The 18,810-nt window shown below is 72.3% G+C and carries 15 protein-coding genes; 12 read left to right on the plus strand and 3 right to left on the minus strand.

Annotated elements, in window-relative coordinates; translation table 11 throughout:
* Positions 1–157 precede the first annotated feature (157 nt).
* Positions 158–424: a 30S ribosomal protein S20 gene (gene rpsT / locus ACZ4WH_RS10370; protein WP_004001350.1), complete on the minus strand. Its 267-nt coding sequence runs from the start codon at positions 422–424 to the stop codon at positions 158–160.
* 225 nt (positions 425–649) lie between these two features.
* On the opposite strand from rpsT, the gene lepA reads away from it, so the two are divergent.
* The 4 genes from lepA to hemW all read left to right on the plus strand — a co-directional run bounded on the left by lepA (position 650) and on the right by hemW (position 7,973).
* Positions 650–2,524 (plus strand): translation elongation factor 4, encoded by a 1,875-nt coding sequence (lepA, locus tag ACZ4WH_RS10375; protein WP_468178675.1) that lies wholly within the window; start codon positions 650–652, stop codon positions 2,522–2,524.
* A gap of 260 nt (positions 2,525–2,784) precedes the next feature.
* Complete coding sequence (locus tag ACZ4WH_RS10380) at positions 2,785–4,659, plus strand: AMP-dependent synthetase/ligase (protein WP_468178677.1); 1,875 nt, start codon at positions 2,785–2,787, stop codon at positions 4,657–4,659.
* 206 nt (positions 4,660–4,865) lie between these two features.
* Positions 4,866–6,686, plus strand: coding sequence for a SpoIIE family protein phosphatase (locus tag ACZ4WH_RS10385; RefSeq protein ID WP_468178970.1), 1,821 nt, complete (start codon positions 4,866–4,868; stop codon positions 6,684–6,686).
* A gap of 54 nt (positions 6,687–6,740) precedes the next feature.
* Positions 6,741–7,973, plus strand: a complete 1,233-nt coding sequence (hemW, locus tag ACZ4WH_RS10390; RefSeq protein WP_468178679.1) for a radical SAM family heme chaperone HemW — start codon at positions 6,741–6,743, stop codon at positions 7,971–7,973.
* 199 nt (positions 7,974–8,172) lie between these two features.
* Here the strand turns inward: hemW and ACZ4WH_RS10395 are convergent, their stop codons facing one another.
* Positions 8,173–8,988: a DUF3097 domain-containing protein gene (locus ACZ4WH_RS10395; RefSeq protein ID WP_468178681.1), complete on the minus strand. Its 816-nt coding sequence runs from the start codon at positions 8,986–8,988 to the stop codon at positions 8,173–8,175.
* 68 nt (positions 8,989–9,056) lie between these two features.
* Complete coding sequence (locus tag ACZ4WH_RS10400; protein ID WP_468178683.1) at positions 9,057–9,779, minus strand: MBL fold metallo-hydrolase; 723 nt, start codon at positions 9,777–9,779, stop codon at positions 9,057–9,059.
* A gap of 162 nt (positions 9,780–9,941) precedes the next feature.
* On the opposite strand from ACZ4WH_RS10400, the gene hrcA reads away from it, so the two are divergent.
* The 8 genes from hrcA (at position 9,942) to ACZ4WH_RS10440 (ending at position 18,810) form a co-directional block, all read left to right on the plus strand.
* The gene (gene hrcA, locus ACZ4WH_RS10405) at positions 9,942–10,958 is read left to right on the plus strand and encodes a heat-inducible transcriptional repressor HrcA (RefSeq protein ID WP_468178685.1); all 1,017 of its coding nucleotides are present in this window, start codon (positions 9,942–9,944) and stop codon (positions 10,956–10,958) included.
* Positions 10,959–12,095 (plus strand): molecular chaperone DnaJ, encoded by a 1,137-nt coding sequence (dnaJ, locus tag ACZ4WH_RS10410; RefSeq protein WP_030653759.1) that lies wholly within the window; start codon positions 10,959–10,961, stop codon positions 12,093–12,095.
* A gap of 133 nt (positions 12,096–12,228) precedes the next feature.
* Positions 12,229–13,305 (plus strand): nitronate monooxygenase, encoded by a 1,077-nt coding sequence (locus ACZ4WH_RS10415; protein ID WP_468178688.1) that lies wholly within the window; start codon positions 12,229–12,231, stop codon positions 13,303–13,305.
* The gene (locus ACZ4WH_RS10420) at positions 13,302–14,054 is read left to right on the plus strand and encodes a 16S rRNA (uracil(1498)-N(3))-methyltransferase (RefSeq protein ID WP_468178690.1); all 753 of its coding nucleotides are present in this window, start codon (positions 13,302–13,304) and stop codon (positions 14,052–14,054) included. The genes ACZ4WH_RS10415 and ACZ4WH_RS10420 overlap by 4 nt, the downstream gene beginning before the upstream one ends.
* A gap of 15 nt (positions 14,055–14,069) precedes the next feature.
* The gene (locus tag ACZ4WH_RS10425) at positions 14,070–14,462 is read left to right on the plus strand and encodes a VOC family protein (RefSeq protein ID WP_468178692.1); all 393 of its coding nucleotides are present in this window, start codon (positions 14,070–14,072) and stop codon (positions 14,460–14,462) included.
* A gap of 119 nt (positions 14,463–14,581) precedes the next feature.
* Positions 14,582–15,097 carry a hypothetical protein gene (locus ACZ4WH_RS10430; RefSeq protein ID WP_468178694.1) on the plus strand — a complete coding sequence of 172 codons (516 nt, stop codon included), beginning with the start codon at positions 14,582–14,584 and terminating at the stop codon, positions 15,095–15,097.
* 118 nt (positions 15,098–15,215) lie between these two features.
* Entirely contained in the window at positions 15,216–18,362 is a 3,147-nt protein-coding gene (locus ACZ4WH_RS10435; RefSeq protein ID WP_468178972.1) for a S41 family peptidase, read from the plus strand.
* A 94-nt stretch (positions 18,363–18,456) separates the two neighbouring features.
* A complete protein-coding gene (locus tag ACZ4WH_RS10440; RefSeq protein WP_468178696.1) occupies positions 18,457–18,810 on the plus strand; it encodes a histidine triad nucleotide-binding protein in 354 nt (117 codons plus the stop codon).

An 18,810-nucleotide genomic window follows, 5' to 3' on the forward strand; every position in this document is an offset into this window, starting at 1 on the left:
CCTGGGGAAGGGCGAGGGGGCCGGGGTCTCGGTTCAAGCTGGTGAGCCCGTTCCCGCGTGGCGAACGCAGGCCGCGAACAGGCTCGAGGGTGCCGGGCGGGAGCGGATGAGAGAGGGCCCGCTCTGGGTCCTTCCGGCGGTCAGATCAGAAAGGAGTTCAGCCCTTGAGGGACGCGACCTTGGAAGCAAGCGCCGACTTCTTGTTGGCGGCCTGGTTCTTGTGGATGACGCCCTTCGAGACGGCCTTGTCGAGCGCACGCGCGGCAGCGCGCTGGAGCTCGGTGGCCTTCTCGACGTCACCCGCGGCAGCGGCCTCACGGGCCTTGCGGATCGCGGTCTTCAGGGAGGACTTGACGGCCTTGTTGCGCAGCCGCGCCTTCTCGTTGGTCTTGATCCGCTTGATCTGGGACTTGATGTTCGCCACGAAGGAGCCTTTTCAGGTTCAGGCGCGGGGCCGCGGGGGTCCCGTACCGGTGATCCAAAATTACCTGTCGTGCCTCGCGCTGAGAGGGCATGAGGCACAGCCATCTACAGTACCAGTGGCCCTCCGGACGGCCCAAAACGCCCCCCGGTCCCTGCGCGTGGGACCATGGAGACTACGTAACGATCCGACCCGAGGCATAAGGCGCCTCAAGAGACAGGACCCTGCGTGCCCGCGACCCCTAACCATGTGCCCGAGCCGAGCCGTACCGACCCGGCTCTGATCCGCAACTTCTGCATCATCGCGCACATCGACCACGGCAAGTCCACGCTCGCCGACCGGATGCTCCAGCTGACCGGTGTGGTCGAGCAGCGGCAGATGCGTGCTCAGTACCTCGACCGGATGGACATCGAGCGCGAGCGCGGCATCACGATCAAGTCCCAGGCGGTGCGTCTGCCCTGGGCCCCGACCGAGGGCCCCGACCAGGGCACGACCCACATCCTCAACATGATCGACACCCCGGGGCACGTCGACTTCACCTACGAGGTCTCGCGGTCGCTCGCCGCCTGCGAGGGGACCGTTCTCCTCGTCGACGCCGCCCAGGGCATCGAGGCGCAGACCCTCGCCAACCTCTACCTGGCGATGGAGAACGACCTCACGATCATCCCGGTGCTGAACAAGATCGACCTGCCGGCCGCCCAGCCGGAGAAGTTCGCCGAGGAGCTGGCGAACCTGGTCGGCTGTGACCCGGAGGACGTGCTCAAGGTCTCGGCGAAGACCGGGCTCGGCGTGGACGCGCTGCTGAACAAGGTCGTCAAGGAGATCCCGGCGCCGGTCGGGGTCGCCGACGCCCCCGCCCGCGCGATGATCTTCGACTCGGTCTACGACTCCTACCGGGGTGTCGTGACGTACGTCCGTGTCATCGACGGCCAGCTCAACAAGCGCGAGCGCATCAGGATGATGTCGACCGGCGCCACCCACGAGCTGCTGGAGATCGGCGTCAACTCGCCCGAGATGCTGCCGGCGGACGGCCTGGGCGTGGGTGAGGTGGGTTACCTCATCACCGGTGTGAAGGACGTCCGGCAGTCCAAGGTCGGTGACACGGTCACCAGCCAGCACAAGGGCGCGACGGAGGCGCTCGGCGGTTACAAGGACCCGAAGCCGATGGTCTTCTCGGGTCTGTATCCGCTGGACGGCTCGGACTACCCGGAGCTGCGCGAGGCCCTGGACAAGCTCCAGCTGAACGACGCCGCGCTGGTCTACGAGCCGGAGACCTCCGCCGCCCTCGGCTTCGGTTTCCGTGTCGGCTTCCTCGGCCTGCTGCACCTGGACGTGATCCGGGAGCGGCTGGAGCGGGAGTTCGGTCTCGACCTGATCGCCACCGCCCCGAACGTGGTCTACCGCGTGATCATGGAGGACGGCACTGAGGCCACCGTCACCAACCCGAGCGAGTTCCCCGAGGGGAAGATCGACGAGGTCTTCGAGCCGGTCGTGCGGGCGACGATCCTGGCGCCCACCGAGTTCATCGGCGCGATCATGGAGCTGTGCCAGACCCGGCGCGGCACCCTGCTCGGCATGGACTACCTGTCCGAGGACCGGGTCGAGATCCGTTACACGCTGCCGCTCGCGGAGATCGTCTTCGACTTCTTCGACCAGCTGAAGTCCAAGACGCGCGGGTACGCCTCGCTGGACTACGAGCCCACGGGCGAGCAGTCGAGCAGCCTCGTCAAGGTCGACATCCTGCTGCACGGCGACAAGGTGGACGCGTTCTCGGCGATCACCCACAAGGACCAGGCGTACGCGTACGGCGTGCGGCTCGTCGCCAAGCTCAAGGAGCTGATCCCGCGGCAGAACTTCGAGGTGCCGGTGCAGGCCGCCATCGGCTCCCGGGTGATCGCCCGCGAGACCATCCGCGCCATCCGCAAGGACGTCCTCGCCAAGTGCTACGGCGGTGACATCTCCCGTAAGCGGAAGCTGCTGGAGAAGCAGAAGGAAGGCAAGAAGCGGATGAAGATGGTGGGTTCCGTGGAGGTTCCGCAGGAAGCCTTCATCGCCGTGTTGTCCAGCGATGACAGCGCGGGGTCGGTCAAGGGCAAGAAGTAACCAGGGGTAACAACTGGTGACGTCCGTAAACCGGGCATGTGGGGGCCCGTCGTGCGAAAGTGCGACGGGCCCCTACGCGTGCGTAACGTCGCTCTGAGTGGAAAGTGACAGGCCGAGGCCCCTTACGCAGCGGGCGGTCGCCCCTTACCCTGATCCCTGCTCGATAGTTACTCGCGAGTTAAACAACAGCCCGAAACCCCACCGTGAGTTAACCCAGCCGCACCGAGTCAGCCGCACCGTCGCGGGCCCCGGAGGATGTCGTGACCGACACACAGACCCTGATCGAGAACCGTCCGCCGTCCGTGGCGGCCCTCTTCCTGGAGCGCGTGGCGGCGACACCCGACGCCGAGGCCTACCGCTACCCCGTCCCCCCGTCCGCCGGGCAGGGCCCCGACGACTGGAAGTCGCTGAGCTGGGCGCAGGCGGCCGACCGCGTGTACGCGATCGCGGCCGGGCTCATCGACCTGGGCGTCCAGCCCGAGCAGCGGGTGGCGCTCGCCTCCTCCACCCGCGTCGAGTGGATCCTCGCCGACCTCGGCATCATGTGCGCCGGCGGTGCCACCACCACCGTCTACCCGCAGACCAACGCCGACGAGTCCGCGTTCATCCTCTCCGACTCCCAGAGCCGAGTGCTGATCGCCGAGGACGCGGCCCAGCTCGCGAAGGCCGTCGAGAAGCGGGCCGAGCTGCCGGATCTGACCCAGGTCGTCGTCATCGACCCGGCCGGCGTGGAGGCGAACGACTGGGTGATCACCCTCGCCGAGCTGGAGCGGCGCGGCGCCGCCTATCTGGAGCAGCACCCGCAGCTGATCAAGGAGCGGGTCGGCGCGATCACCAAGGACCAGCTCGCCACCCTGATCTACACCTCCGGCACCACCGGCCGCCCCAAGGGCGTGCGGCTGCCGCACGACAACTGGGCCTACATGGCGAAGGCGATCGCCGCGACCGGCCTGATCAGCGGCGAGGACGTGCAGTACCTGTGGCTGCCGCTCGCGCACGTCTTCGGCAAGGTGCTCACGTCCGGGCAGATCGAGGTCGGGCACGTCACCGCCGTGGACGGCCGGGTCGACAAGATCATCGAGAACCTGCCGGTGGTGCGGCCGACGTACATGGCGGCCGTGCCGCGCATCTTCGAGAAGGTCTACAACGGCGTCGCGGCCAAGGCCCGTGAGGGCGGCGCGGCCAAGTACAAGATCTTCCAGTGGGCCGCCGAGGTCGCCCGCGAGTACGCCAAGGCCAGCCAGGACAACTTCCGGCGCACCGGCACCGCCTCCGTGCCGTTCGGACTCGCCGCCAAGCACAAGGCCGCCGACGCCCTCGTGTACGGCAAGCTCCGCGAGGCCTTCGGCGGCCGGCTGCGGGCCTGTGTCTCCGGCGCCTCCGCGCTCTCCCCGGAGATCGGCTACTTCTTCGCCGGCGCCGGCATCCACATCCTGGAGGGCTACGGCCTCACCGAGACCTCCGCGGCCTCCTTCGTCAACCCGGGTGAGGCCTACCGGACCGGCACGGTCGGCAAGCCGCTGCCCGGCACCGAGGTCCGTATCGCCGACGACGGCGAGATCCTGCTGCGCGGCCCCGGCATCATGGAGGGCTACCACAAGCTGCCCGAGAAGACCGCCGAGGTGCTGGAGTCCGACGGCTGGTTCCACACCGGGGACATCGGCGAGCTGTCCCCCGACGGCTACCTGCGCATCACCGACCGCAAGAAGGACCTCATCAAGACGTCCGGCGGCAAGTACGTCGCTCCGGCCGAGGTCGAGGGGCAGTTCAAGGCGGTGTGCCCGTACGTCTCCAACATCCTGGTGCACGGCGCCGACCGGAACTACTGCACCGCCCTCATCGCCCTGGACGAGATCGCGATCCAGGAGTGGGCGAAGGAGAACGGCCTGGAAGGGAAGTCGTACGCCGAGATCGTCGCCGCGCCGCAGACGGTGGAGATGGTCGACGGGTACGTGCGGCAGCTCAACGCCGGGCTCCAGCGCTGGCAGACCATCAAGAAGTTCCGGCTGCTGCCCCGGGACCTCGATGTGGAGCACGGGGAGATCACGCCGAGTCTGAAGCTGAAGCGGCCGGTGGTGGAGCGGGAGTACAAGCACCTCATCGAGGAGATGTACGCCGGCACGAAGGAGGCGTAGCGCGGTTTCGGAGGGGTGGCGGGGAGCCTCGGCGGCTGCGGGTCGTCCGTGGTTTCTCGCGCCCCGCGGCGAAGCCGCATATCGACACAGCCCCGCGCCCCTTAAGGAGTTTGTGCTCAGCGGCGCTCGAAAGTGTCCGCATTCCGGCCACTTGAGTAACTCCACGCGTATGGGTGCCCCCTGTCTGTCACCCTGACCGCATGGATATGGCGGCCATACCCACGCAGCGGGAGAGCGGCGTCCAGCCCGGTGAGACGCGGGGGCGGGCCACGCTGGCCGGGAGCCCTCTCGCCCCGGGCTCGGCCCGCGCGCTCGTGCGGGCCGCGCTGGACGGGATGCCCGGGGTCTGCGCACGGCTCGCCGACGACGCCATGGCCGTCGTCAGCGAGCTGGTCACCAACGCCGTCGTGCACGCCGGCACCGAGGTGCAGGTCGAGTGGCAGCTGGAGGACACCGGCGCGCTCGTGGTCGAGGTGCGCGACCAGCACCCCTCCCGCGCGCCGCGCGACGCCACGAGCGGCGAGGGGTCGTACGACACCCCCGAGTACGGGCGCGGCCTGCGCCTCGTCGCCACGCTCGCCGAGTCCTGGGGCGTCACCTATCGCACCGGTGCCAAGACCGTCTGGGCGCGGCTGCCCCCGGGCGGCAGCGAGGCCCTGGACGGCCCCGGCCCGGACCCCGCCCTGGAGGTCGCCGAGGACCTGGCCCCGCAGCCGCACCGCGCCGAGGGCGACCGGGACTGGCTCGGCCGGGGCGCCCTGTCCTTCCTCGCCGAGGCCTCCGACCTGCTCGCCGGTCAGCTGGACGAGAACCTGGTCGCCGCGCTCACCGGCCAGCTGATCGTGCCCCGGCTCGCCGACTGGTGCGCGGTCTGGCTGGAGGACGAGGCGACCGTCCGCGGCGGCGCCGGCGGCGGACCGGCCCGGGTCTGGCACGCCAGCGAGGCCCGCATCGAGGAGCTGCGGTGCGCCCTGGAGAAGGAGCCGCCGTGCCCGCCGGACGGGCTGCGCTCCGGCCCCGAGCCCTACCCCTGGCCCGGCCACGCGCTCGGCCCGCAGGGCGCCGACGGCACGGCGCTGTCGTACCGGCTCATCGCGGGCGGCCGGCCGCTCGGCACGCTGGTCATCGGCCGGTGCGGGCTGATGGGCTTTCCCGACGAGGTGACCGGGCTGGTGGAGGACCTCAGCCGCAGGGTGGCGCTGGCCATCGGCGCGGCCCGCCAGTACGCCCGCCAGGCCACCATCAGCGCCGTCCTCCAGCGTGGCCTGCTGCCCGGCGCCGTCGCCGAGATCCCCGGCGTGCGCAGCGCGCTCGTCTACGAGCCGTGCGACAAGGGCGGCCCCAGCGGCGACTTCTACGACCTGTTCCCGGCGGGCGACGGCCGCTGGTGCTTCGCCGTCGGCGACGTCCAGGGCAAGGGCCCGGAGGCCGCCGTGGTGATCGGCCTCGCCCGCCCCTGGCTGCGCCTGCTCGCCCGCGAGGGCTACCGGGTCGCCGACGTCCTGGACCGCCTCAACCAGCTCCTCCTGGACGACGCCACCGAGGCCGCCGACGCCGCCGCCCGCGCCCTGGTCACCGTCGGCGGCCGGCCCCTGGCCACCGGGGAGGGCCCGCAGACCCGCTTCCTCTCCCTCCTCTACGGCGAGCTGACGCCGTACGAGGGCGGGGTCCGCTGCACCCTCGCCTCCGCCGGCCACCCACTGCCGCTCGTCCTCAGCCCCGACGGCAGCGTGCGCACCGCCGCCCGCCCGCAGACCCTCCTCGGCGTGGTCGAGGACGAGACCTACACCAGCGAGACCCTCGACCTGCGCCCCGGCGACAGCCTGCTCTGCGTCACCGACGGCGTGACCGAGCGGCGCTCCGGCACCCGGCAGTTCGACGACGGCGACGGCCTCGCCCGCGCCCTGTCCGGCTGCGCTGGGCTCAGCGCCGAGCTGATCGCGGAAAGGATCCGCCGCCTGGTGCACGACTTCGGCGGCGGCCTGCCCGAGGACGACCTGGCCCTGCTGGTGCTCCAGGCGGAGTGACGCCGGCGGTTGGTCCGGGCGGAGCAACGCCCACGGTGCTGGACAATGGAAGGCATGCCTTCCGCACTCCCCGACGGCGAGCCCGTCCCCGTCGACGGCGCGCTGCCCGCGCACGCGCTCGCCGGGGCCGCCGCCCGTCCGCTCGGTTTCTACCTGCACGTCCCGTACTGCGCGACCCGCTGCGGCTACTGCGACTTCAACACCTACACCGCGACCGAGCTGCGCGGCACGGGCGGGGTACTGGCCTCCCGCGACAACTACGCGGACACGCTGACCGATGAGGTCCGCCTGGCCCGCAAGGTGCTGGGCGACGACCCGCGCGAGGTCCGTACGGTGTTCGTCGGGGGCGGTACGCCGACGCTGCTGGCCGCCGACGATCTCGTACGGATGCTGGGGGCCATCCGGGACGAGTTCGGGCTGGCACCGGACGCGGAGATCACGACGGAGGCGAACCCGGAGTCCGTCGACCCCGCGTACCTGGCCACCCTCCGCGAGGGCGGTTTCAACCGGATCTCCTTCGGCATGCAGAGCGCGAAGCGGCATGTGCTGAAGGTCCTCGACCGCACGCACACCCCCGGCCGCCCCGAGGCGTGCGTGGCGGAGGCGAAGGCGGCGGGCTTCGAGCACGTGAACCTCGACCTGATCTACGGCACGCCGGGGGAGAGCGACGACGACTGGCGGGCGTCCCTGGAGGCCGCCCTGGGCGCCGGACCCGACCACATCAGCGCCTACGCGCTCATCGTGGAGGAGGGCACCCAGCTCGCCCGCCGGATCCGCCGGGGCGAGATCCCGATGACCGACGACGACGTCCACGCCGACCGGTACCTGATCGCCGAGGAGATGCTCGGCCGGGCGGGCTTCGACTGGTACGAGGTCTCCAACTGGGCCACCTCCGAGGCGGGCCGCTGCCTGCACAACGAGCTGTACTGGCGGGGCGCGGACTGGTGGGGCGCGGGCCCCGGGGCCCACTCGCACGTGGGCGGGGTGCGCTGGTGGAACGTGAAGCACCCGGGCGCGTACGCGGCGGCCCTGGCCTCCGGCCACTCCCCGGGCGCGGGCCGGGAACTGCTGTCCGACGAGGACCGGCGAGTGGAGCGCGTCCTCCTGGAGCTTCGGCTGCGGGAGGGAGTCCCGCTGTCCCTGCTGAAGGAGGAGGGGCTCGCGGCTTCCCGGCGAGCGCTGGCGGACGGGCTCCTCCAGGAGGGCCCGTACGAGGAGGGGCGGGCCGTGCTGACGCTGCGGGGCCGGTTGCTGGCGGACGCGGTGGTGCGGGACCTGGTGGACTGATCACACCGGCGAGTGAGTCCCCAGGGAGATGACCGCTGTGGACGAGCGTGGAATCCTCCCGAGGGCGTCAAGGCCGAGCTTCTCCGAGGAGTCATCGTGATGGCCCCAGCCAGGAGATCATCAAGTTCGGCGATCCGGTGCCGTTGGAGGGTTCTCGGCATCGAATTGGACACCGGCGAGTTCGGAACGTTCCCCGACGTCAGGCCCCACCGCTACCCGTGACGAAGTCGATCAGCTCCTCCACCCTCCCCAGCAGCTCCGGCTCCAGGTCCTTGTAGGACCGCACCCGCTTCAGGATCGCCTGCCACACCGCCCCGGTGTTCTCCGCCGGCCAGCCCAGTGCCCGGCACACGCCCGTCTTCCAGTCCTGGCCCTTCGGCACCGTCGGCCACGCCTCGATACCCAGCGAGGCCGGCTTCACCGCCTGCCAGATGTCGATGAACGGGTGGCCGACCACCAGCGCGTGTTCGCTGGTCACCGACTCCGCGATGCGCCACTCCTTCGTGCCCGGCAGCAGGTGGTCCACCAGGACGCCGAGGCGGGCGTCGGGGCCCGGGGCGAAGTCGGAGACGATCGACGGCAGGTCGTCCACGCCCTCCAGGTACTCCACGACCACGCCCTCGATCCGCAGGTCGTCGCCCCACACCTTCTCGACCAGCTCGGCGTCGTGCCGGCCCTCCACGTAGATGCGGCCGGCGCGGGCCACGCGCGCGCGTGCCTGCGGGACGGCGACCGAGCCGGACGCCGTACGGGTGGGGCGTACCGGGGCCGAGGAGCTGGGGCGGACGAGCGTCACCACGCGGCCCTCCAGCAGGAAGCCGCGCGGCTCCAGCGGGAACACCCGGTGCTTGCCGAAGCGGTCCTCCAGGGTCACCGTGCCCGCCTCGCAGCGGATCACCGCGCCGCAGAACCCGGTGCCGGGCTCCTCCACCACCAGGCCGGGCTCGGCCGGGACCTCCGGCACGGGCTTCGGCTTCTTCCACGGCGGGGTGAGGTCGGCGGAGTACTGGCGCATTCGGATGACGATAGGAGAAGCCGCGCCCGAAGGCCCACGACACGCCGGGTCCAGCCTTCGGGAACCGCTCAGATCACGCCGAACCGCGTTGCCAGGGCGTCCCGTTGGCGGCGGACGAACGCCGCGTCCACCACCGCCCCGTGACCGGGCACGTACAGCGCGTCCTCGCCGCCGAGCGCCAGCAGCCGGTCCAGCGCGTCCGGCCAGCGGGACGGGACCGCGTCCGGGCCCGCCTGGGGCTCGCCGGACTCCTCCACCAGGTCGCCGCAGAACACCACCTCCGGATCGCCCGGGACCAGCACGGCCAGATCGTGCGCCGTGTGACCGGGGCCCACGTTGGCCAGCAGCGCCTGGCGGCCGTCGCCGAGGTCCAGCGTCCACTCGCCGGAGACCGCGTGGCGGGGCGGGACCAGCGCGTCCACCGCCTCGTCGGCGTCGGCCACCGGCAGCCCGTTGCGGATCGCGTCCAGCCGCAGGTCCGCGCGCTCGTACGCGAACACCGCGTCCAGGCCCACCGCCCCGAACACCTCCGCCCCGGCGAACGCGGCCGCCCCGAAGACGTGGTCGAAGTGGGGGTGGGTGAGCGCGAGATGGGTCACACGTCCGCCCGCCAGCTCCTCGGCCCGGCCGCGCAGCCGGGCCCCCTCCGCCAGGCTCGAACCGGCGTCCACGAGCAGTGCCGTACCCTCCCCGAGGACCAGCCCCGCCGTGCAGTCCCAGCCCGGCAGCCGGCACCGGCCCACCCCCGGGGCCAGCCGTTCCCAGCCAAGCTCTTCCCAAGTCACGGTCATACCCGCGACGCTAGCGGTAAGAGCCGGTACGGCGGCCCGACCTTGCCCAGGCTGTACCCGGCAGCCGTACACTGGGCCGGGGAAGGCTGGCACTCGCATGGGAAGAGTGCCAGGCGGACGACCCGGAGGGACGAGGGGACGACGTGCTGGAGGTGCGCGCGAATGCTGAGTGAACGCAGGCTTCAGGTACTGCGCGCCATCGTCCAGGACTACGTGGGCACCGAGGAGCCGGTCGGTTCCAAGGCGCTCACCGAGCGGCACAACCTCGGTGTCTCCCCGGCGACCGTCCGCAACGACATGGCGGCCCTGGAGGACGAGGGGTACATCGCCCAGCCGCACACCAGTGCGGGGCGCATCCCCACCGACAAGGGCTACCGGCTGTTCGTCGACAAGCTCGCCGGCGTGAAGCCGATGACCGCGCCGGAGCGGCGGGCGATCCAGAACTTCCTGGAGGGCGCCGTCGACCTCGACGACGTCGTGGCGCGGACCGTGCGGCTGCTCGCGCAGCTGACCCGGCAGGTCGCCGTCGTCCAGTATCCGTCCCTCACCCGGTCCACGGTCCGGCACGTGGAGCTGCTCTCACTGGCTCCCGCGCGCGTGATGCTCGTGCTGATCACGGACACCGGCCGGGTCGAGCAGCGGATGGTCGACTGCCCGGCGCCGTTCGGCGAGGCCTCGCTGGCGGACCTGCGGGCGCGGCTCAACAGCCGGGTCGCCGGCCGCCGGTTCACGGACGTGCCGAAGCTGGTCGAGGACCTGCCGGAGGCCTTCGAGTCGGAGGACCGCGGTACGGTCTCCACAGTGCTCTCCACTCTTCTGGAGACACTCGTGGAGGAGAACGAGGAGCGGTTGATGATCGGCGGCACCGCCAATCTCACCCGTTTCGGACATGACTTCCCCCTCACGATCCGGCCCGTCCTGGAGGCACTGGAGGAGCAGGTCGTGCTCCTCAAGCTCCTCGGCGAGGCGAAGGACCCGGGCGTGACCGTGCGCATCGGCCACGAGAACGCCCACGAGGGACTCAACTCAACCTCCGTCGTGTCGGTCGGCTACGGTTCGGGCGGCGAGGCGGTTGCCAAGCTCGGCGTGGTCGGACCGACCCGCATGGACTACCCGGGAACGATGGGAGCGGTACGCGCAGTGGCACGGTACGTCGGACAGATCCTGGCGGAGTCGTAAGTGGCCACGGACTACTACGCCGTTCTCGGCGTGCGCCGCGACGCGTCGCAGGATGAGATCAAGAAGGCGTTCCGTCGGCTCGCGCGCGAGCTGCACCCGGACGTCAACCCGGACCCGAAGACCCAGGAGCGGTTCAAGGAGATCAACGCCGCTTACGAGGTGCTGTCGGACCCGCAGAAGAAGCAGGTCTACGACCTCGGCGGCGACCCGCTCTCCCAGTCGGGCGGCGCGGGCGCGGGCGGTTTCGGCGCCGGCGGCTTCGGCAACTTCTCCGACATCATGGACGCGTTCTTCGGTACGGCGTCGCAGCGCGGGCCGCGCTCGCGCACCCGGCGCGGCCAGGACGCGATGATCCGGATCGAGGTCGAGCTGGACGAGGCGGCCTTCGGGACCACCAAGGACATCCAGGTCGACACGGCCGTCGTCTGCAACACCTGCAACGGCGAGGGCGCGGCCCCCGGCACGTCCGCCCAGACGTGTGACATGTGCCGTGGCCGCGGTGAGGTCTCCCAGGTCACCCGGTCCTTCCTGGGCCAGGTCATGACCTCCCGGCCCTGCCCGCAGTGCCAGGGCTTCGGCACGGTCGTGCCGACGCCGTGCCCGGAGTGCGCCGGCGACGGCCGGGTGCGCTCGCGGCGGACGCTGACCGTGAAGATCCCCGCCGGTGTCGACAACGGCACCCGCATCCAGCTCGCCGGCGAGGGCGAGGTCGGCCCCGGCGGCGGCCCGGCCGGTGACCTGTACGTCGAGATCCACGAGCTGCCGCACCCGACGTTCCAGCGGCGCGGCGACGACCTGCACTGCACGGTCACGATCCCGATGACTGCGGCGGCCCTCGGCACGAAGGTGCCGCTGGAGACGCTGGACGGCCTGGAGGAGGTCGACATCCGGCCCGGCACCCAGTCCGGCCAGTCGATCCCGCTGCACGGCCGGGGCGTCACGCATCTGCGCGGCGGCGGCCGGGGCGACCTGATCGTGCACGTCGAGGTCACCACGCCGACCAAGCTGGACCCGGAGCAGGAGCGACTGCTGCGCGAGCTGGCCAAGCTGCGGGGCGAGGAGCGGCCGCAGGGCCAGTTCCAGCCGGGTCAGCAGGGGCTGTTCTCGCGGCTGAAGGACGCGTTCAACGGCCGCTGACGTGAGCCGCGGGTGGCCTTCAACGGGCGCTGAGCCGTGACGTACGGGGTGCTTCCGCACCCCGTATGCCGTTGGCCTATGCCGGCGGAAGCCCGGATTCGGACTTGTACGGAGGACGTGACAACATGCGGTCATGTCCTCCGCGCTGACCGATCTCTTCCGCTACCCGATCGTGCAGGCCCCCATGGCGGGCGGTGTCTCCGTCCCGCAGCTCGCCGCCGCCGTCTCCGAGGCCGGTGGCCTCGGGTTCCTCGCCGCCGGGTACAAGACCGCCGACGGCATGTACCAGGAGATCAAGCAGCTGCGTGGGCTCACGAGCCGCCCCTTCGGCGTGAACCTGTTCATGCCGCAGCCCGACAACGCCGAATCCGGCGCGGTCGAGATCTACGCGCATCAGCTGGCCGGTGAGGCCGCCTGGTACGAGACCGAGCTGGGCGACCCGGACAGCGGCCGGGACGACGGCTACGACGCCAAGCTCGCCGTCCTGCTCGACGACCCGGTGCCGGTGGTCTCCTTCCACTTCGGCGTGCCGCGCCGCGAGGTGTTCGACAAGCTCCGCCGCGCCGGCACCTTCACCCTGGTCACCGCCACCACCGCCGAGGAGGCCCGCGCGGTCGAGCGGGCCGGGGCCGACGCGGTGATCGCGCAGGGCGTGGAGGCCGGCGGACACCAGGGCACCCACCGGGACCTCCCGGAGAACGACGGCGCCGGCATCGGCCTGCTGTCGCTGGTCGCGCAGGTCCGGGAGGCGGTGCGCATCCCGATCGTCGCCGCCGGCGGCATCATGCGCGGCGCCCAGATCGCCGCCGTCCTCGCGGCGGGCGCGAGCGCGGCCCAGCTGGGCACCGCGTTCGTCGCCACCCACGAGTCCGGCGCGCACGACCTGCACAAGCGGGCGCTGACCGACCCGCTGTTCCCGCGCACCGAGCTGACCCGCGCCTTCACCGGCCGCCCGGCCCGCGCGCTGGTCAACCGCTTCCTGCGCGAGCACGGCCCGTACGCCCCCGCCGCCTACCCCGAGGTCAACCACCTCACCGCGCCGCTGCGCAAGGCCGCCGCCAAGGCCGGGGACGCGCAGGGCATGGCGATGTGGGCGGGACAGGGCCACCGGATGGCGAGGGAGCTGCCCGCCGGCCGGCTCGTGGAGGTGCTGGCGGGCGAACTCGCCGAGGCGCGGACAGCGTTGTCGGCCGGGGGTGGCCCCCGATGACCGCGCCGGTGTTCGTCGTCGACTCGCTGGAGGGCGTGGCCCCCGGCTCGGTCGTCGACGTCCAGGGTCCCGAGGGACGGCACGCGGTCTCCGTCCGGCGGTTGCAGCCGGGCGAGAACGTGGTGCTCACCGACGGCAGGGGCCGGGGCGCGGCCGGGGTCGTCGTCAGCGTGTCGGGGAAGGACCACCTGGTGGTCGAGCCCTTCGAGTTCCCGGTGGAGCCCGAGCCCAGCCCCCGTATCACCGTCGTCCAGGCCCTGCCCAAGGGGGACCGCGGCGAGCTGGCCGTGGAGACGATGACGGAGACCGGCGTCGACGCGATCGTGCCCTGGCAGGCCGCCCGCTGCATCACCCAGTGGAAGGGCGACCGGGGCGTGAAGGCGCTCGCCAAGTGGCGTGCCACCGCGCGGGAGGCCGGCAAGCAGTCCCGCCGCCTGCGCTTCCCGGAGGTCGCGGAGCCGGCGACGACCAAGCAGGTTGCCGCGCTGCTCGCCGAGGCCGACTTCGCCGCCGTGCTCCACTCCGACTTCGACCACGTCAGCGAGCCCCTGGCCACCGCCGAACTCCCCGGTGAGGGCGACATCGTCCTGGTCGTGGGTCCGGAAGGCGGTGTCTCACGGGACGAGTTGACGCTCTTCGAGGCTGCGGGCGCGAAGGCCTGCGTCCTCGGCCCCACCGTCCTGCGCACCTCCACCGCCGGCACCGCCGCCGTGGCCCTGCTGCTGGGCCGCACCGGCCGCTGGTCCTGACCCCCTGGGGACACCGTGGAACTCGCCCAAGTCCGGCTCCTGGTCACCGACTTCGCCGCCTGTTACCGCTTCTACGCCGACGTCCTCGGCCTCAAGCCGCAGTCCGGCGCGACGCGGGGACCGTACGAGAAGTTCAGCCCGCACGCCGGCTCCGCCGGGATCGCGCTCCAGGACCGCGCGATGATGGCCGAGATCCTGGCCGAGCTGGGAGACACCGCCACCGGCCACCGGTCCCTGGTCGTCCTGCGCGTCGACGACCTCGACGCATACTGCGCGGAGATCACCGCCCGGGGCGCGACCCTGCTGCACGGCCCCGCCCCCATGACCGACCGCATGCGCGTGGCCCACCTCAAGGACCCGGAGGGCAACCTGGTGGAACTCCAGGAGTGGCTGCTGCTGCGGGGCTGACGTGCCCTCAGCCGGGGCGTCGCGCGGTTCCCCGTGCCCTTTCTGGGCGCTGCCCCCGAACGGGTGAGTGGCCGTATCCGGGCTTCCCCGCGGTGTGGGCCGGTGGCACGCTGCCCTGTATGGGGGCTTCGAGGCGGATACGGCGTCGGGCGCGAGTGGCGGCCGTCGTGGGGCTGGTCGTGGTGGGTGGTGGGGCTGTCGTGGCCTGCCAGCCCGGTGGGGGGCTCGGGTCGGCGACCGTCGCGTACACCACCGACCAGACCGCGACCGCCGCGCTGGAGCACCGGCGGGTGAACGTCGCCTGGCTGACCTGTACCGGACGTCAGGGGGAGGAGGACGGCACGCGCGGCACCTCGCCCTCCCCGAGCGAGACCACCGTCGTCTCCGTCGACTGTCAGGGCGAGACGGACGACGGGAGGAAGATCGTCGTCGCCGGGCTGGTGACCAAGGCCGTCGACGGTGCCTGCGTGCGCGGGGATCTGACCGCCAAGGTCGACGGCAGACAGGTGTTCCGCGTCGACGGGCTCGGCAACTGCTCCGCCCGGCCGGGGCCGACGTACCGGCCGCCCACCGGGGGACAGCCCACCGCGACCGTCACCGTCACCGTCACCGTCCGGCCCGTGCCGGGCAAGTGATCCGAAACCGGGAGCGGACGCACCGGTCGCTGCGTAGAGTGACGGCGTGACTCAGGGTGCTTCCACGGGAACCACGGCAACCTCCGCCTATCTCCGATTCCCCCATCTGCGCGGGGACTTGGTGACCTTCGTCGCCGAGGACGACGTCTGGCTCGCGCCGGTCGACGGCGGCCGGGCCTGGCGGGTCAGCGCCGACAACATGCCGGTGACCCGGCCCCGGATATCGCCGGACGGCCGGCATCTCGCCTGGACCTCCACCCGGGACGGCGCCCCCGAGGTGCATGTCGCCCCGGTCGACGGCGGCCCCGCCGAGCGGCTGACGTACTGGGGCAACGGCCGTACCGAGGTGCGTGGTTGGACCCCGGACGGGCGGGTCCTCGCGCTCGGCGCGCAGGGCCGGCACAGCTTCCGGCACACCTGGGCGCACGCCGTCCCGCTGGACGGCGGACCCGCCGAGACCCTGCCGTACGGCCCGGTCGGCGACGTGGTCCTCGGCCCGGCCACCGTGCTGCTGTCCGCGCCGATGGGCCGCGAGGCCGCCCACTGGAAGCGCTACCGAGGCGGTACGGCGGGCAAGTTGTGGATCGACCCGGAGGGCAGCGGGGAGTTCGTCCGGCTGCACGAGGACCTCGACGGGAACATCGAGTGCCCGGTGTGGGCGGGTGATCGGATCGCCTTCCTCTCCGACCACGAGGGCACCGGCGCGCTCTACTCCTCCCTTCCCGACGGCTCCGACCTGCGCCGGCACACTCCCCTCGACGGCTTCTACGCCCGGCACGCCGCCGGTGACGGCACCCGCGTCGTCTACAGCTCGGCCGGTGAACTCTGGCTGCTGGACGACCTGGAGGGCGCCGAGCCGCGCCGGCTGGACGTACGGCTCGGCGGACCCCGCGTCGACCTGCGGCCGTACCCCGTCAACGCCTCCCGCTGGTTCGGCGAGGCGGCCCCCGGCCACACCGCGCGCGGCAGCGCCGTCTGCGTGCGCGGCGGCGTCCACTGGGTGACCCACCGCTCCGGCCCCGCCCGCGCCCTGGCCGCCACCCCCGGTGTCCGCGCCCGGACGCCGCGTGCCTTCCGTGCCGAGGACGAGGAGTGGGTGGTGTGGGTGACGGACGCCGAGGGCGACGACGCCCTGGAGTTCGCGCCCGCGACCGGCACCGTGCCCGGCGCCCCGCCGCGCCGGCTCGCCGCCGGACAGCTCGGCCGGGTCCTGGAGCTGGCCGTGGCACCCGACGGCAGCCGGGCCGCCGTGGCCGCGCACGACGGCCGGCTGCTGCTCGTCGAACGCGAGACCGGAGAGGTCCGCGAGGTCGACCGCAGCGACGACGGCGAGGTCTCCGGCCTCGCCTTCTCCCCCGACTCGGCCTGGCTCGCCTGGTCCCACCCCGGCCCCCGCCCGCTCTCCCAACTGCGCGTCGCCCACACCACCGACCTGTCGGTGACCGAGGCGACCCCGCTGCGCTTCCAGGACTACGCGCCCGCCTTCACCCTGGACGGCAAACACCTCGCGTTCCTCTCCAACCGCGCCTTCGACCCGGTCTACGACGAGCACGTCTTCGACCTCGCGTTCGTGGTCGGCGCCCGCCCGCACCTGATCACGCTGGCCGCCACCACCCCCTCGCCGTTCGGCCCGCAGCGCCACGGCCGCCCCTTCGAGACCCCCGACAAGGACGAGACCCCCGACAGCGAGGGCACGCCGACCACCCGCATCGACCTGGAAGGACTCGCCGACCGCATCGTCCCCTTCCCGGTCGAGGCCGGCCGCTACTCCACCCTGCGCGCCGCCAAGGACGGCGTCCTCTGGCTGCGCCACCCCGTGCAGGGCGTCCTCGGTGCCTCCCGCGCCCACCCCGAGGACCCCGACCCGCACACCGAACTGGAGCGTTACGACCTCGCCCAGCGCCGCCTGGAGCACCTCGCCTCCGACGCCGACCACTTCGAGGTCAGCGGCGACGGCAAACGCGTCCTGCTGTGGACCGACGGCCGGCTCCGGGTCGTACCGAGCGACCGCCGCACCGGCACCGACGACGACGGCGACACCAGCGTCACCGTCGACCTCGCCCGGGTCCGGCAGACCGTCGACCCGGCCGCCGAGTGGCGGCAGATTTACGACGAGACCGGCCGCCTCATGCGCGACCACTTCTGGCGCCCCGACCTCGGCGGCACCGACTGGGACGGCGTCCTCGCCCGCTACCGTCCGCTCCTCGCCCGCCTCGCCACCCACAGCGACCTGGTCGACCTGCTCTGGGAGGTGCACGGCGAACTCGGCACCTCGCACGCCTACGTCATCCCGCGCGGCGGCTCCGGCCGCCGCGCCCGGCACGGCCTGCTCGGTGCCGACATCTCCCGCCACGAGGACGGCAGCTGGCGCATCGACCGCGTCCTGCCGTCGGAGACCTCCGACCCGGACGCCCGCTCCCCGCTCGCCGCGCCCGGCGTCGCGGTCCGCCCCGGCGACGCGATCATCGCGGTCGCCGGCCACCCGGTCGACCCGGTGACGGGCCCGGGCCCGCTGCTCGTCGGCACGGCGGGCCACCCGGTGGAGCTGACCGTCTCCCCGGCCGGCGGCGGCGAACCCCGCCACACGGTCGTCGTCCCCATCGCCGACGAGGAGCCCCTGCGCTACCACGCCTGGGTCGCGGACCGCCGGGCCCATGTCCACGCGGCCTCCGCCGGCCGCCTCGGCTACCTCCACGTCCCGGACATGCAGGCCCCCGGCTGGGCCCAGATCCACCGCGACCTGCGCGTCGAGGTCGCCCGCGAAGGCCTGGTGGTCGACGTCCGCGAGAACCGGGGCGGCCACACCTCCCAGCTCGTGGTCGAGAAACTGGCCCGCCGGATCATCGGCTGGGACCTCCCGCGCGGCATGCGCCCCACCAGCTACCCGCTCGACGCCCCGCGCGGCCCGGTCGTCGCCGTCGCCAACGAGTTCTCCGGCTCCGACGGCGACATCGTCAATGCGGCGATCAAGGCCCTGGGCATCGGCCCGGTCGTCGGCACCCGCACCTGGGGCGGCGTCATCGGCATCGACAGCCGCTACCACCTGCTCGACGGCACCCTGGTCACCCAGCCGAAGTACGCGATGTGGCTGGAGGGCGTGGGCTGGGACGTGGAGAACCACGGGGTGGACCCGGACGTGGAGGTCGTACAGAGGCCTCAGGACTGGGCAGAGGGCCGCGACGCCCAACTGGACGAGGCGATCCGCCTCGCACTGGAGGCGCTGGAGGAACGTCCGGCGAAGACTCCGCCGGCCATGCCTGCCTGAGGGGCGCGGGGAACCGCGCGACAAGCCACCGACCACCCGCACCCGACCGACTACGATGCCACGGTATTGATCACCAGCGTGAGGAGGCACACGCATGGCCGGCGAACCGCAGGACGACTGCCTGTTCTGCAAGATCGTCAAGGGTGACATCCCGGCGACGATCGTCCGCGAGACAGACACGACCGTGGCCTTCCGGGACATAAACCCGCAGGCCCCCACCCACGTCCTGGTGATCCCCAAGGCCCACTACGAGAACGCCGCAGTCCTCGCCGCCGAAGCACCGCAGCTGGCCGCCGACGTCCTCGCGGAGACCCAGGCCGTCGCCGACGAGGAAAAGCTGGACAGCTACCGAACCGTCTTCAACACGGGCAGCGGCGCCGGTCAGACCGTCTGGCACGCCCACGCCCACGTCCTCGGCGGCCGTGGCCTCCAGTGGCCGCCCGGATGA

This window comes from Streptomyces sp. NPDC029138 (assembly GCF_055564375.1).